Below are 13,297 nucleotides of genomic sequence, written 5' to 3' on the forward strand. Positions count from 1 at the left end.
TCGATGCCGAGGTGAGTCGGGTTACGCCGACGTCCAGAGCGTTTTCGTGCTTGTCGTTTCCCGCGGCGAGGTTAGACTCGGTTTGGACATGGCGCAACCGCACGTGGGTTTCGATTCGCGGCGACGGCGCTTCCTTGGAGAAAAGAGGACAACAAAGAGGAAAACGCGATGAAGAAGCGAATGATCGCTTTAGCCGTCTCGGTGGGGCTCGCCGCAACCGTGGCCGCTGCGGATGACTCGGCTCTGCGCGACAAGGCCAAGTCTGCCGGACTGCTCCCGATCCCTGCCGGCGTGCCCGAGGTGGCCGGCAATCCCGTGACGCGCGAAAAGGTCGATCTCGGTCGCATGCTGTTCTTCGACCCCCGGCTTTCGGCCAGCGGGGTCATTAGCTGCAACACCTGTCACAACCTCGGCATGGGCGGCGACGACAACCTGCCGACCTCCGTCGGACATGGTTGGCAAACGGGTCCGCGCAACTCCCCGACCGTGCTCAATGCCGTGTTCAACATCGCTCAGTTCTGGGACGGTCGCGCGGATGATCTCAAAGAGCAGGCCAAAGGCCCGATTCAGGCCGGCGTAGAGATGGCGAACGATCCCGAGAACGTGGTCGTCACGCTCAAGAGCATGCCCGAGTATGTCGAGCGCTTTACCAGGGCGTTCCCGAACGAGGCGGATCCGGTGACCTTCGACAACATGGCTAAAGCGATCGAGGCCTTCGAGGTGACCCTGGTGACGCCCGGATCGCCGTTCGATGACTGGATCGAAGGCAACGATGCGGCCATGACGGACGAGCAAAAGCAGGGTCTGGATCTCTACATCGAAAAGGGCTGCAGTGCCTGTCACGCGGGGATCAACTTCGGTGGTCAGGATTACTTCCCGTTCGGTCTGATCACCAAGCCCGGCGCCGACATCCTCCCCCCGGACGACAAAGGCCGCTTCGAGGTCACGAAGACGGCGTCCGACGAATACGTCTTCCGTGCCGCGCCGCTGCGCAACATCGCCTTGACGGCACCTTACTTTCACTCGGGTGCGGTTTGGGATCTAGGTGCGGCCGTCGCCCTGATGGGAACTGCACAGCTCGGGACCGAGATCTCCGATGCAGAGGCGGCGCAGATCGTCGCCTTCCTGCACGCGCTGACCGGAGAGCAGCCGAGGGTCGAGTATCCGATCCTGCCGGTCGAGACGGCCGAGACGCCAAGGCCGGACCTCTCTGCCTTGCCCGTTACGCATTAAACCGCGTCCGACGCGGTGCGCGTCGTTAGTTGGCTTGGCTGCGCCGGCTCCGACAACTGTCGGAGCCGGCGCAAGAGTCGCCGATGTCATGTTCTAAACCGCGTCCAGAGCGAGATGCTCACTTTCAAGTGAACTCGACGTTTGGTACATCCACGGCCCTTAGCGGGAACGCGGTTTAAAAGAATATAATTTTTAATATGTTACCCCGCTCCTGCTCCAGCGGACATCAAGTCTGCCGAGGCCGACCCGCTCCGATTAGGCCGGCCCCTACGGAGCGCGGAGCGTCCGGGGGTGTGCCGGTTTCGGCGGTCGGCACTTGAAGCAACAGGATTAGACGTTACTTTTCTCCCAGCGCGACGTGTCGGCGGGTTGCCGCTTCCGATCTGTCTGAAGAAATCGCTTCATCAGCAACCACCGCTGTTGTCTACGGCTCGGGGGCATGGCGTGACCGATGAGCGTGAGGATGGTGCACAGGCGCTCGCGGAGTGGGCGAGATTGGTGTGGTGGCGCTGGATCGGTAGTCCGCATGGGGTGGGAGCTGCTCTCGAACAAGGCTGAAGTAAGGAGATTCACGACTAGGCAGCCGCCGCCGCGACCGCTCGTGATCGGCGGTCGTCGATCACCTCTTGCAACAACGCCTTCACGCAAAGCCCGCATCGACCGCAGTCGCCGGGCACACCCAGCTCCTTCCTCAGATCGGCGAGCCGCTCCGTGCCGCGCTCGGCTGCAGCGATGATCTGGCGATCGGTAATAGCCCGGCAAATGCATACGTACATGAGACTTCCCCCGAAACTACCCTTGACGTTGATAGAAGGATAGGAATCATTCGCATTTGTGTCAAGATATCTTTCGGTGCATCTTCAGTCTTTTTTCGAAAGGTCCAGTCCAGATGAAAACCCAACCCTCCATCAATCAACATCACAACGCGGTGCTCAAGCAGGCACTGACCGCGATCAATCAGTATTTCCTGCACGCGCGGATGCTCGGCAACTGGGGCTTCAAGACGCTGGAGAAGCGGGTCTACCACGCCTCGATCGAGACCATGAAGGAGGCCGACAAGATCGTCGAGCGCGTCCTCTTTCTGGAAGGACTTCCGAACCTCCAAGATCTCGGTAAGCTTCTGATCGGCGAGGATGTGCCCGAGATCCTGCGGGGCGATCTCACCATGGAGCTGCGTTATCGCGAAGCCCTTGCCGGCGCCATCGCCCACTGCGAGCAGCAGGGAGATTTCGTGAGCCGGCACCACCTTGAAGCGATCCAGGAGTCGAGCGAAGAGCGTATCGACTGGATCGAGACCCAACTGTCACTGATCGAGAGCGTCGGACTGCCGAACTATCTCGAGTCGGCCATCTGACCACAGCAGCCCGGAGACCCGAACATGAAAGGTAACCCCGAAGTCATCGCCCATCTTCAGCGCCTGCTCTCCAACGAGCTGGCAGCGATCGATCAGTATTTCATCCACTCGCTTATGTACGAGGACTGGGGTTTCGCGAAGCTGTTTGCGCGCATCGAGCACGAGGCAACGGAGGAGAAGGAGCATGCCTCGATGCTGATCCGGCGAATGCTGTTCTTGGAGGCGACGCCGGATCTGAGTCAGCGCGACGGCCTGCGCGTCGGCGCGAACGTTCCGGAGATGTTGGCCAACGATCTGCAGGTCGAGTACGAGGTGGCGGCCGCGTTGAAGGAGGCGATCGTCTGTTGCGAGCAGCACAAGGATTTCCAGACGCGCAGCGTTCTGCTGCAACTGCTCAGAGACACCGAGGAGGACCACGCCGATTGGCTCGAGCAACAACTGGGCTTGATCGATCGCGTGGGGCTCGAGAACTATCTCCAGTCGCAGATGCACCCGGCCTAAACCGCGCCCGGCTCGGTTTCGGTCGAACCTGATCCTCCGTCGGCAATCGGTCGGAGGATCAATGAGAATGGACACCCCGCAGCCGGGCGTTCGCCCGGTGTCTCGGTCCTCCAGAAGGGCCGGTACTCGAAAAAACGCGGCATCGAGCCCCGAGGCGGGTCGGTGACAAGCGTAGAGTCCAGCCATACAATCCCCCGCAGTCTTTGGGGAGACGCCCATCCGCGGCGTCTCCCGCCTTCAACGTCGGTCTGTCGGGAGAAGACATCTGTGAAATACGCTGCAAAGAGAACCTGGCCGGATAAGCCCAAGTCGTGGGAGGCGAAGGGCGAAGCGGAAACGCCCGAGGCGTTCGCTCTGGAATTCGCTGCCGACCAAGGGCTCGGTCTGGGGACCGAGATAGTCGTGATCGAGCGCGAAGGCGAGGACGCCGAGATCCAGTTCTTCAAGATTGCCAATACCTCGCCGTATCAGCTCGTGCAGGCGGAGCCGAGAGCGGGCGCGGGCGGTGCGCCGCGCCAAGACGCCATGCCCGAGGCGTCGTCGACGGTCTCGAGCGGCGCTTCGGACGACGCGAGCGCGGAGGTCGCCGCCACGCCACTGGACAATCTGCGCCCGTTCAAGACCATGATCCTTTATATGATCAAGGTCGCCGTGATCGCATTCGCTGCGATCTATGCCGTCGGTTACCTGTTTCGCTATCTGCGGTCCGCCCTTTAGAGCCGTTCCCGCGTGGGCGATCTTTCGCCCACATCCCGCCGTCCTTCGCCATCCGGCGTCCGCCTCGACCGTCCTCACCTTCTCGCGCCATGCGCCGGAACCCACGCTTCCGCTCCGCGATGACGCGCGCAGGCTCTGGACTCGGTTTAGGTTGAACCGCACCCTTGCCGACCCTCCGGCCTTTCCCTTATTTTTTTATGTAAAAGAAACTTGACATCTCAGCGTGTCAAGCTAAGATGACACACAAGGACAGCAAGTCAGTCCGAACGTTCCGGGACATAAGGAACGCTAGCGTGTTTCGTGGAGGTAGTCGGTGCCACGGAGGTCTGCCCCCCGATCGATGTCGGCGGCGCATTTACTCATTCTCACGACGGAGCTTAAACCATGGCTGAGCAAGCAAGCCTTTCGGGTTTAACCGAGCAGCAGGCGAAAGAGTTTCACGAGCAGTTCAAGGTCACCTACACCGCATATGTCGGCCTCGCCGCGCTGGTGCATCTGTTCATCATTGCAGCTAACCCCTGGTTCTAAGAGGAGAGACCCATGAACGTATTCGACTACAAACCTCTTGAGCAGGACTATCGCATTTGGCTGGTGCTGAACCCCGCGACGTGGCTGATCCCGATGTTCGCCGCACTGCTGGTCATCGCCCTTGCCGTTCACGTCTACGCCTTCTCGCTGCCGGGCAACGCTTGGACGCCGGCTGCTCCGGTCGCCGTGGAAGCACCTGCTCAATAAGACACTTGGTTGCCGCTTTCTGAAACGGCACCGTATTTACACCTCTCTATCGGAGATACATCGATGGCCGAGCAATCCTTGTCGGGTTTGACCGAACAACAAGCGAAGGAATTCCACGAGCAGTTCAAGGTCACCTACACCGCGTATGTTGGTCTTGCCGCGCTGGTGCACCTGTTCATTATCGCTGCCAATCCTTGGTTCTAATTAACCCGATCACGACGAGAACAAGATCATGAGCGAAATCGCAAAACCGAAAAACCCGGAAGACGATTGGAAGGTGTGGCTGGTTCTGAACCCCGCAACCTGGCTGATGCCGATCTTCTTCATGCTGTTGGTCATCGCGCTGGTGCTGCACGCCGTCGTGTTCCAGATGGGATTCGGCTGGGCTTGATGCCTGCGAGTGCCGGGGCTTCCGTCGAGTAGCCCCGAGGACGATGGGCCGGCGCCGCACGGCGCGCCCATCGTCGACGGCGGATGGTGAGCGGCAGAAACGCCGCTCTCATCCGCCGTATCCTGTCTGGGGCTGTCCTGGCCTGGCTGAAAACGATCGACTTCCTCCCGATCGCCTGTACGAAATCCTCTTCCGTCCGCCTCCTCTGCTCTACCGCCTTCATGCATCCGAAATCGTTGCCCGATGTTCGGCGCCCTCCTGCCGGCGGCTCTCCCTCTCGGTCTCGATGGCCGGTATCCAGAGTCTTCTTCCGCGCCTTGCCGAACAAGGAATCCCGCGCGTGATGCGCGCCAAGGGCAGCGCAACCGCCGGATCTAAACCGCCTCCCCGCCAAGGGCCGCGGAGGCACCAAGCGTCGAACCCACGCGAAAGTGAGCATCTCGCTCTGGACGCGGTTGAGGTTCAAGCCTGGTGCTGCTCCGCCCGCTTGGTGCGCGGAATATCTAAAACACTGAAAAATATATAAGTATTTTCTTTTGCGACTTCTCGGCAAAGATATTTGTCTAATCTTCTTGACATTGTCAGATGTAAAGCTAAGATGACACACAAGATCTCTGGTCAATTTGAAATTTTGAAGCCCGACGAGATCGGGATCAGAGAATCGGGTGGCAGTCAATGCATCCATGTCGCCGACCGTTTCCATCGAAGCGGCGGTATCAGCAGCCCCTATCATGGAGTTCAAACCATGGCCGAACAGGCAAGCGTTTCGGGTCTAACCGAGCAGCAGGCGAAAGAGTTTCACGAGCAGTTCAAGGTCACCTACACCGCATATGTCGGCCTCGCCGCGCTGGTGCATCTGTTCATCATTGCAGCTAACCCCTGGTTCTAAGAGGAGAGACCCATGAACGTATTCGACTACAAACCTCTTGAGCAGGACTATCGCATTTGGCTGGTGCTGAACCCCGCGACGTGGCTGATCCCGATGTTCGCCGCACTGCTGGTCATCGCCCTTGCCGTTCACGTCTATGCCTTCTCGCTGCCGGGCAACGCTTGGACGCCGGCTGCTCCGGTCGCCGTGGAAGCACCTGCTCAATAAGACACTTGGTTGCCGCTTTCTGAAACGGCACCGTATTTACACCTCTCTATCGGAGATACATCGATGGCCGAGCAATCCTTGTCGGGTTTGACCGAACAACAAGCGAAGGAATTCCACGAGCAGTTCAAGGTCACCTACACCGCGTATGTTGGTCTTGCCGCGCTGGTGCACCTGTTCATTATCGCTGCCAATCCTTGGTTCTAATTAACCCGATCACGACGAGAACAAGATCATGAGCGAAATCGCAAAACCGAAAAACCCGGAAGACGATTGGAAGGTGTGGCTGGTTCTGAACCCCGCAACCTGGCTGATGCCGATCTTCTTCATGCTGTTGATCATCGCGCTGGTGCTGCATGCCGTCGTGTTCCAGATGGGATTCGGCTGGGCTTGATGCCTGCGCATGACGGGGCTGCCCTCGAGTAGCCCCGAAGGCGATGGGCCGGCGCCGCACGGCGCGCCCATCGTGCTCGAAGGGCGGGGATGGTCAAGACCCGCAACCCCGTCCTTCGCAACCCCGATGATCGCTCTTCCCCAGATCTCGACCGACATCGACGTCTCTCCCGAAGGCGCTCGCCTGTCGAACAGTCGACCCCTCCTCAGGATCGCTTGTCCGGTGCCTCGCCGTGCCGCGTGTGCTCGGGCATACCGCCTTTCGGTCCTGATCCGGGCGTGGTGGATCATTGATGCCCCGAGTGCGATAATCCTCGATCCTCAAGACATGGCTCTTGTTTCCGAGCCTCTTTTACCTGTGGAGCTGATCCCGGCATGAGTCGTAACGACGATCCCTGGGCGCAAGCCTGGCGCGAGCTGCTGCCTCGGATATTGCCTTTTTCCGATGTCTCGTCGGCTGATTTTCCGTTGCGCCGAATCCTGCGCTTGTCCCTGTTTCAGGTCTCGGTCGGCATGGCGATGGTGCTGCTGCAAGGAACCCTGAATCGGGTCATGGTCGTCGAGCTTGCCGTGCCCGCATCGCTGGTCGGTCTCATGCTTGCGCTGCCGCTGATTTTCGCGCCGCTGCGTGCACTGATCGGTCATCGTTCGGATTACCACCACTCCGCATTCGGTCTGCGTCGCATCCCTTACATCTGGCTGGGAAGCATGATGCAGTTCGGCGGATTCGCGATGATGCCGTTCGCCCTGCTGTTGCTCGCCGACGTCAATAACCAGTTCAACGTTCTCGGCCAGTTCGGCGCTGCGCTTGCCTTCCTTTTGGTCGGTGCGGGGCTCCACACGACGCAAACCGCGGGTTTGGCGCTTGCCACCGATCTCTCGCCGCCGGAGAAGCGGCCCCGCGTAGTGGCGTTGCTTTACGTCACCCTCCTGGCTGCGTGGGCCGGAAGCTCGCTCCTGTTCGGACATTTGCTCACGAACTTCAGCAACGAGCTATTGATTCAGGTCATTCAGGGTGTTGCCTTGGCGACGATCATTCTGAACGTCGTTGCCCTCTGGAAGCAGGAGGCGATCGACCAGCAGCGGGCGGCCCATCCTGTGCCGCGCCCGCCGTTCCTGGAGACCTGGCGTAATTTCACCCGTGGCGGGCGAGCGAGCCGACTCCTGGTGGTCGTGGGTCTCGGGACGGTCGGGTTCACGATGCAGGACATCCTGCTCGAGCCTTACGGCGGTCAGATCCTCGGTCTCAGCGTTTCCCAGACGACCGCGCTCAACGCCATCTGGGCGGCTGGCTCATTGCTGGCCTTCGTGCTTGCCGCGCGCCTGATGGGGCGTGGCAGCGAGCCCTATCGGATTGCTGCAGTCGGCGCCCTGATCGGGATCCTCGCCTTTGTCGCGGTGATCTTGTCGGCTCCCCTCGATGCGGTCTGGCTGTATCGAACCGGCGCCGGGCTCATCGGTTTCGGCGGCGGGCTCTTCATGGTGGCAACCTTGACCGCCGCCATGGCACTCGCCGAGGGTGGGTTCAGCGGTTTGGCGCTCGGCGCATGGGGCGCGGTTCAGGCGACAGCGATGGGGCTTGCCTTTGCTGCCGGCGGTATCTTGCGTGACGTCGTCATGGCGATGGCGAACCGAGGTGTCTTCGGAGAAGACTTGGCCTGGCCGGCGTTGGGATACGATGTCGTCTATGCCCTCGAGATCCTGTTCCTCATCGCTACGCTGGTGGTGATTCTCCCGCTGGCTCTTCGCCCCGGAGATGCCAACACCCGCGCCGGATCCAAGATCGGTCTCGATCATATGCCCTGAGGCATCGGCCTCGGCCCGCCGGTTCAGGCGATTTCCGAGAAGAATCACATCCCGACCGCGAAGGCCAGGAAGGCCTGACGGGACTGCAGCGGGCGCCAGAGCCGGAACCAGGACAAGCGGTTTAGATCTCTTCCAGGCGTGCGCTTGCGGGATGGCTCTTCCCGGCAATCACCTTAGGCCGGCGGTGCTCCCGCCTTGACCCGGACGCCGAGACGAGCGATCGCTTCAAGCCGCCAGGGTCTCGATCGCCAATGCGAATGAAGAGAGCCCGGAGTTGCCGAGCAGCGCATGCGGTTTTTCGGTGCGCTTGCAGAAACGTTTGGTCCGATAGTAAGCGCCGTGGCTGACATAGTCGGTTGCGCAGACGACGATATCGGCTGATGCCAGCATCGCCTCGAGCCGGTGTTGACTGTCTTCCATGCCGCCGTCGTGGTGGTCGAAACGACCGTTGCAACCCGCCACCATCGCACGATACTGATCGACGAGCTGCTTGCGCCCGCCCACACAGAGCACCAAGCGGCCCGCAAGATCCTTCGGCTGCACGCACGTCTCCGATGTGCACCCGTCGCACCGATCCGCAAGCAGGTGCGCGAGCAGCCGCTCGGTCGCCCGGCATTCCGCCTCCGCCGCGCACCGGGCGCGTTCCGACGCGTCGGCCTCTTCTCTTGCCCGAGTACCGATGCCTCGAAGGTGTGCGTTCTCCTCGCGGGTCCGATTCAGCTCGGCGTCCAGGCCTGCAGCCCGATCGGCAAGTGCGCTCAACCTGTCCTTAAAGCATGAACCGTTCACGAGCTCGAGCTCCTCGCGCAGGGCCTGCACCTGCGCGCGCGATTCGGCGAGTTCGCGCTCGCGGCTCGCCAAGGCGTTCTCGAGCGCGCGGATCCTCGCCTCGCGCAGATCCGCCTGTTGTCGGGTGCGCGTGTGGAGGTGATCAAAATCGCGTTGCAGCTGCTCGAGCTGCGTGCGCGTCTCGGTGAGCCGCTTGAGATCGGCGCGCTGCCCCGCGCCGATCTGATGGGAGAGCATATGGATCTCTTCATAAGCGCGTGTCATCACCCGGTGGTCGGCGCGCGGGTGCGTCATCAGCGCCCAGAGCCCGCCGGGAACCTCCCCCGTGTCGAGCGATTCACGCCAGAGCCGAAGAAGCGCGTCGGCGTCGCGTGCCTTCGCATAGCGTCGCACGCTGATCGTGAATTTCTTCTCCAGTGTCTTGTGTGTCGCCAGCGACAAGGGATTCTTCTCGGCCGCCGCCGCGACAAAGCTCACGTGGATGTCGAACTCCGACAGGGGCGTGTCGGGCCGTTGGGCCGTTCGCTCGGCGATTCGGCGCAGCTCGTCCACGGTGAGACAGGTCCCGATGATCGGGCAATGGTATTTGTGCGGGATGTCCCAGAGCCTGCGTCGCCCTGTCGATTTCAGGGTCGGCTGACGGCTCGGCGGGCCGGACAGCTCGGTCAATTTCGCCGTGGAAGCGGCAGCCGAGATCGATGGGCGCGGTGAGCGCGAGAGTGCAATCGGCGGCGACGAGAGCCCATCCGTTTCGGGAAAGAGCGCCTGCGCGATCTTGCTCTGCGCGCGTCGGGCCTGCGGGAAGGTCTCAGCCGTCGGAACCTCGGCATGATGCGCGCAACAGGTGCGCTTGCTCGGGACGCTGCCGATCCGCAGCTCCTCGAACATGCGATGCCATGACGCACCTTCCACCTCGGCGAGCAGCTCCTGACTCTCGAAGTCATAGATTGCGAGTCGCGCAGCCTGGTCGGAGACCTCGAAAATAAGCCGTTGCATGGATGCTCCCTCTTAAACCGCGTCCGGCGCGGTATGCGATGTTTTTGGATGGGATCGGCCCCGGCAGACGTGACGACCGCTGGAGCTGGCGCGGTTTAGTCCTGAAGCGCGTTGACGAGGGTGCGCCAGATCGGATTCTCGATGGCGACGAATCCGGGCACCGAGCTGAGCTGCGCCAGCAGTCGGCCTTGCGCGTCGTAGAGACGGAGCGACGTCTGCTCGTGCGCCGCTTCGGAGGCATTCAAGACCCAGGCTGAATCGATCTTCGAGGTGTCGATTCGCAAGCGCGCCGAGTCGCTGCGCAGGGTCTGCCAGACCCCGTCGCGTCGATGGCAGAAGAAGGCGCAATCAAGGGTGTGAGCGACCCCCGCCGTTCCGGTGGTGATGCGAACGGGCAGCGCCTGCTCTGCGAGCGCTTCGAGGAAACAGGGGACCAGCTCGGCGTCCACGGCGCTGGCACTACCGCGTTCACGCAGCCTTGCGGGATTGAGTCGGAACTGGCCTGTGGCTTCGGCCAGATCGGCGACATCGACCGAATCGCCAAGCTCCGCCATCAGTCTGCGAAACGGAACGCTGTCGAGCTCCGCACCATCCCCGTCGCGCTGCGGTGCCGGCTCGCACCACGAGGCTGCCCGACTGAGGGTACGGCATCGGGTCAGGACGTCCGAGCCGCGCACTCGACCCTCCTCGCCAAAACCGAGATCCAGCAGCGGAGCGCCCTCCCGATCCAGGATGGAGATGTCCGAGCGCGGTCCTTGTTCAGCCGCATCCGTCCCCGAGCCATCGATGTGAGACCAGCGATCAAGCACCATCCGAAGCGTGAACCGGCGGCCCGAAGCGATCCCGAAGGAGTCGTCGATACGGACCCCCGGCCAATTGCCATGGTGCTCCAACGTGACGGCCGGCTGGCTGGTCCCGATACGGAGCTGTCCGGCACCGACAAGCTCCCGGAGGAATGCAGTCCAATCACGGACCTTGCCCGCGGTGTTTCCCTGTTCCGCTCCCAAGGAGGGTGCTCGGGAGGCCGGCATGACGGCTGCACTCGGCATATGTTCAAGCTCGATGTAGGGCGGCATTGCGCACTCCTTGATTGATTCCGGAAGGTCGGCGGACTCGCATAGGGGCGAGGCCCTGTTCAATGCGCGACGGTTGCCGCTCTTTGTGCGAGCCAGCGCCAATGACGCGCCAGTCGGCGATAGGCACAAAACCGTTCGGCATCGGACCCGAGATCAGGATGAAGGTAGAGCGCCTCGATGGATTCGACGACCCGTTCGGCCAGATCGGCCGACCGATGCCGAACGTAACGGCGAATGAGCTCTCCGAGATGCATCTCCAGATCCTCCGGTTTGAGCCGAGCGAGATCGGAGTGTGAAGCCAAGGGGGAATCGACGGGCATGGTGTGTCTCCTAAGACATCAAGCGGTTGTCGAACAATGCCCCGCTGGCGATCCGGACAAAGCGTCCGGGATTTGGCTGACGGGAGTCCCGCGTCGAACGGGACTGGAAACTGTCGCGAGCGCTCGGCGTGTGGTCCGGCAAACGCCGTCTCAGACTCGACTGCTGGCTAGATTATTAATGCGAATCGTTCGCATTAAAGATAGATGGTGGGTTAACGCTTGTCAACGGAAAGCTAGGGCGCGCGTCCTCGGCAGGCGGGCTGCTCCCGCGGAGCGGCGGACCCGATGATTGATCCTAAACGGCGCCAGGCGCGGTCGAACTCACGCGAAAGTGAGCATCTCGCTCTGGACGCGGTTTAGGTTGACACGCCTGCGTAATATCTTTTTACAATAGATCATACGATCGGGCAGCGGCATCGACGCCGGCAGGTAGGTTCAGCGTCCGAGTACCTCGAATCGCAAACCCTCCGGAACTCCCCAAACCTCCTTTAAGGACACCTCATTTCCATGGACAATCGCTTGGCCTTAGGCGCTGTGCTCTCCTGTCTCACCCTGTCCGCGAATGCCTACGATGTCACCGACAGTTTCTCGATCGGCGCGGTGTTGGGCGCGGCGGGTCAATGCCAGGAGGGCCTGGGCGGGCTGGTCGACGAGGACGGGCAGTCGCTGGGCGGCAACAGCTGCCGGGGCGGCATGCCGTTTCAGCTTGAATTGAGCGTTCGCCCGAGCGAGCGCGACGAGTTCTTCGCCCTGTTCGGTTTTGCCGTGGACAACGGCCTGAACGCCGTCTCGCCCTTCGTGCTCGCCCCCTGGGCGGTCGATCTCGAGGACGATCTGAAGGACATCAACGGGCGCGGGCGCGACTACCTGCTGCAGGCCTGGTACAAGCACACCTTTACGCTGGCCGAGGACGCCACCCTCGGGGCGACCTTCGGCATCATCGACTCCACCGGGTATCTGGACGAGAACGCCTACGCCAACGACGAATTCACCCAGTTCATGAACGAGGCGTTCGTAAACTCCGGCGGCTTCAATCTGCCGTCCTACGATGCAGGCGCGGCACTCGAGCTGGCGCTGGGGGACTGGGAGATCAAGGCCGCGGCGCTGAACATCGGCGAGAACGACGACGGCAACAACTACAACTTCTGGGGCGCGCAGGTCGGCTATCGTCTCGACACCGCGCTCGGGGAGGGCAACTACCGCGCCGTGATCACCGGCACCTCCTCGGCCTTCTTCAGGCCCAGCGCCGACCTCGGCGAGGCAGCGGAGTGGACCGAGGACGCACCGCAGGACGGCGCGCCGGTCGCCGCGCAGAAGACCGATCTGATGGGCTACGGCCTGTCCTTCGACCAGGCCCTCGGCGATCATCTCGGCGCCTTCCTGCGCCTGGGCTGGACCGACCATAAAGACATCCTCGACTACCGCGGGCTCTACACCGGCGGACTGCAGCTCGGCGGCGGTCTGTGGGGCCGCGAGGCCGACACCGTCGGCATTGCCTACGGCTATCTCGACGGCGCCAACACCGGGATCTCCAACACCAACGTCGCCGAGCTCTACTACCGCTTCGCCGCCAACGACTTCCTCGCCCTCACCGCCGACATCCAATACATGGCCGACGCCTACGACAGCGGCGAGGACATCGAGGGCTGGATCTTCGGGTTGCGTCTGGTGGCGGAGCTTTGATGAAACCGCGATGAAACCGCGTCCGGTGGCGTCATGTCCTGTTGTCGGGCTGTTCCACCTTGCAGGCATCAACGAGCGTCGGAGTCGACGCGGTTTCATGATGCTGAAAACAATCTCCTGAACCCAATCTCCTGAGCCGCGTCGCGCCGAGGCTGTGCTTGGGCGACAGCGCCGTCAGCGCGCATCTCGCGGGGGTAGGGTTTAGCCCGA

Annotated in this window: 18 protein-coding genes; 14 read left to right on the forward strand and 4 right to left on the reverse strand. The window is 61.9% G+C overall.

The window, feature by feature from the left end:
• Positions 1–168: 168 nt before the first annotated feature.
• Complete coding sequence (locus BDD21_RS15475) at positions 169–1,233, forward strand: cytochrome-c peroxidase (protein ID WP_120797899.1); 1,065 nt, start codon at positions 169–171, stop codon at positions 1,231–1,233.
• Between the two features lie 575 nt (positions 1,234–1,808).
• Here BDD21_RS15475 and BDD21_RS15480 read toward each other — a convergent pair.
• Entirely contained in the window at positions 1,809–2,009 is a 201-nt protein-coding gene (locus BDD21_RS15480) for a (2Fe-2S)-binding protein (RefSeq protein WP_120797900.1), read from the reverse strand.
• 113 nt (positions 2,010–2,122) lie between these two features.
• Here BDD21_RS15480 and bfr (BDD21_RS15485) point away from each other — a divergent pair, with 113 nt between their 5' ends.
• The 12 genes from bfr (BDD21_RS15485) to BDD21_RS15540 all read left to right on the forward strand — a co-directional run bounded on the left by bfr (BDD21_RS15485) (position 2,123) and on the right by BDD21_RS15540 (position 8,223).
• Complete coding sequence (gene bfr / locus BDD21_RS15485) at positions 2,123–2,587, forward strand: bacterioferritin (RefSeq protein ID WP_120797901.1); 465 nt, start codon at positions 2,123–2,125, stop codon at positions 2,585–2,587.
• Positions 2,588–2,611: 24 nt separating this feature from the next.
• Positions 2,612–3,088 carry a bacterioferritin gene (bfr, locus tag BDD21_RS15490; protein WP_120797902.1) on the forward strand — a complete coding sequence of 159 codons (477 nt, stop codon included), beginning with the start codon at positions 2,612–2,614 and terminating at the stop codon, positions 3,086–3,088.
• A 267-nt stretch (positions 3,089–3,355) separates the two neighbouring features.
• A complete protein-coding gene (locus BDD21_RS15495; RefSeq protein ID WP_120797903.1) occupies positions 3,356–3,805 on the forward strand; it encodes a hypothetical protein in 450 nt (149 codons plus the stop codon).
• Between the two features lie 384 nt (positions 3,806–4,189).
• Positions 4,190–4,333: a light-harvesting protein gene (locus BDD21_RS15500; protein WP_120797904.1), complete on the forward strand. Its 144-nt coding sequence runs from the start codon at positions 4,190–4,192 to the stop codon at positions 4,331–4,333.
• A 12-nt stretch (positions 4,334–4,345) separates the two neighbouring features.
• Positions 4,346–4,540, forward strand: a complete 195-nt coding sequence (pufA, locus tag BDD21_RS15505) for a light-harvesting antenna LH1, alpha subunit (RefSeq protein ID WP_007194989.1) — start codon at positions 4,346–4,348, stop codon at positions 4,538–4,540.
• Positions 4,541–4,603: 63 nt separating this feature from the next.
• Positions 4,604–4,744: a light-harvesting protein gene (locus BDD21_RS15510; RefSeq protein ID WP_120797905.1), complete on the forward strand. Its 141-nt coding sequence runs from the start codon at positions 4,604–4,606 to the stop codon at positions 4,742–4,744.
• 28 nt (positions 4,745–4,772) lie between these two features.
• Entirely contained in the window at positions 4,773–4,931 is a 159-nt protein-coding gene (pufA, locus tag BDD21_RS15515; RefSeq protein ID WP_120797906.1) for a light-harvesting antenna LH1, alpha subunit, read from the forward strand.
• Positions 4,932–5,676: 745 nt separating this feature from the next.
• Positions 5,677–5,820 carry a light-harvesting protein gene (locus BDD21_RS15520; RefSeq protein WP_120797907.1) on the forward strand — a complete coding sequence of 48 codons (144 nt, stop codon included), beginning with the start codon at positions 5,677–5,679 and terminating at the stop codon, positions 5,818–5,820.
• 12 nt (positions 5,821–5,832) lie between these two features.
• Positions 5,833–6,027 (forward strand): light-harvesting antenna LH1, alpha subunit, encoded by a 195-nt coding sequence (gene pufA, locus BDD21_RS15525; RefSeq protein ID WP_007194989.1) that lies wholly within the window; start codon positions 5,833–5,835, stop codon positions 6,025–6,027.
• 63 nt (positions 6,028–6,090) lie between these two features.
• A complete protein-coding gene (locus BDD21_RS15530; protein WP_120797905.1) occupies positions 6,091–6,231 on the forward strand; it encodes a light-harvesting protein in 141 nt (46 codons plus the stop codon).
• 28 nt (positions 6,232–6,259) lie between these two features.
• Positions 6,260–6,418, forward strand: a complete 159-nt coding sequence (gene pufA / locus BDD21_RS15535; protein ID WP_007194987.1) for a light-harvesting antenna LH1, alpha subunit — start codon at positions 6,260–6,262, stop codon at positions 6,416–6,418.
• Positions 6,419–6,792: 374 nt separating this feature from the next.
• Complete coding sequence (locus BDD21_RS15540) at positions 6,793–8,223, forward strand: BCD family MFS transporter (protein WP_120797908.1); 1,431 nt, start codon at positions 6,793–6,795, stop codon at positions 8,221–8,223.
• Between the two features lie 225 nt (positions 8,224–8,448).
• On the opposite strand, the gene BDD21_RS15545 is transcribed toward BDD21_RS15540, so the two are convergent.
• The 3 genes from BDD21_RS15545 to BDD21_RS15555 all read right to left on the reverse strand — a co-directional run bounded on the left by BDD21_RS15545 (position 8,449) and on the right by BDD21_RS15555 (position 11,404).
• Positions 8,449–10,008, reverse strand: coding sequence for a DUF2325 domain-containing protein (locus tag BDD21_RS15545; RefSeq protein WP_120797909.1), 1,560 nt, complete (start codon positions 10,006–10,008; stop codon positions 8,449–8,451).
• A 95-nt stretch (positions 10,009–10,103) separates the two neighbouring features.
• Positions 10,104–11,084, reverse strand: coding sequence for a hypothetical protein (locus BDD21_RS15550; RefSeq protein ID WP_120797910.1), 981 nt, complete (start codon positions 11,082–11,084; stop codon positions 10,104–10,106).
• Positions 11,085–11,143: 59 nt separating this feature from the next.
• Positions 11,144–11,404: an ATP dependent RNA helicase gene (locus BDD21_RS15555; protein WP_120797911.1), complete on the reverse strand. Its 261-nt coding sequence runs from the start codon at positions 11,402–11,404 to the stop codon at positions 11,144–11,146.
• Positions 11,405–11,911: 507 nt separating this feature from the next.
• Here BDD21_RS15555 and BDD21_RS15560 point away from each other — a divergent pair.
• Entirely contained in the window at positions 11,912–13,087 is a 1,176-nt protein-coding gene (locus BDD21_RS15560) for a carbohydrate porin (RefSeq protein WP_120797912.1), read from the forward strand.
• Positions 13,088–13,297 lie beyond the last annotated feature (210 nt).

Origin of the sequence: Thiocapsa rosea (assembly GCF_003634315.1) — a bacterium.
Lineage (GTDB): Bacteria > Pseudomonadota > Gammaproteobacteria > Chromatiales > Chromatiaceae > Thiocapsa > Thiocapsa rosea.

Bases quoted from the DNA above. Each gene is read 5' to 3' on its own strand.
- pufA (WP_007194989.1), top strand. From the start codon at position 4,346: ATGAACGTATTCGACTACAAACCTCTTGAGCAGGACTATCGCATTTGG.
- pufA (WP_007194989.1), top strand. From the start codon at position 5,833: ATGAACGTATTCGACTACAAACCTCTTGAGCAGGACTATCGCATTTGG.
- pufA (WP_007194987.1), top strand. From the start codon at position 6,260: ATGAGCGAAATCGCAAAACCGAAAAACCCGGAAGACGATTGGAAGGTG.
- BDD21_RS15555 (WP_120797911.1), bottom strand. From the start codon at position 11,404: ATGCCCGTCGATTCCCCCTTGGCTTCACACTCCGATCTCGCTCGGCTC.
- BDD21_RS15480 (WP_120797900.1), bottom strand. From the start codon at position 2,009: ATGTACGTATGCATTTGCCGGGCTATTACCGATCGCCAGATCATCGCT.
- BDD21_RS15510 (WP_120797905.1), top strand. From the start codon at position 4,604: ATGGCCGAGCAATCCTTGTCGGGTTTGACCGAACAACAAGCGAAGGAA.
- pufA (WP_120797906.1), top strand. From the start codon at position 4,773: ATGAGCGAAATCGCAAAACCGAAAAACCCGGAAGACGATTGGAAGGTG.
- BDD21_RS15560 (WP_120797912.1), top strand. From the start codon at position 11,912: ATGGACAATCGCTTGGCCTTAGGCGCTGTGCTCTCCTGTCTCACCCTG.
- BDD21_RS15545 (WP_120797909.1), bottom strand. From the start codon at position 10,008: ATGCAACGGCTTATTTTCGAGGTCTCCGACCAGGCTGCGCGACTCGCA.
- bfr (WP_120797902.1), top strand. From the start codon at position 2,612: ATGAAAGGTAACCCCGAAGTCATCGCCCATCTTCAGCGCCTGCTCTCC.
- BDD21_RS15550 (WP_120797910.1), bottom strand. From the start codon at position 11,084: ATGCCGCCCTACATCGAGCTTGAACATATGCCGAGTGCAGCCGTCATG.
- BDD21_RS15475 (WP_120797899.1), top strand. From the start codon at position 169: ATGAAGAAGCGAATGATCGCTTTAGCCGTCTCGGTGGGGCTCGCCGCA.
- BDD21_RS15500 (WP_120797904.1), top strand. From the start codon at position 4,190: ATGGCTGAGCAAGCAAGCCTTTCGGGTTTAACCGAGCAGCAGGCGAAA.
- BDD21_RS15540 (WP_120797908.1), top strand. From the start codon at position 6,793: ATGAGTCGTAACGACGATCCCTGGGCGCAAGCCTGGCGCGAGCTGCTG.
- BDD21_RS15520 (WP_120797907.1), top strand. From the start codon at position 5,677: ATGGCCGAACAGGCAAGCGTTTCGGGTCTAACCGAGCAGCAGGCGAAA.
- bfr (WP_120797901.1), top strand. From the start codon at position 2,123: ATGAAAACCCAACCCTCCATCAATCAACATCACAACGCGGTGCTCAAG.
- BDD21_RS15530 (WP_120797905.1), top strand. From the start codon at position 6,091: ATGGCCGAGCAATCCTTGTCGGGTTTGACCGAACAACAAGCGAAGGAA.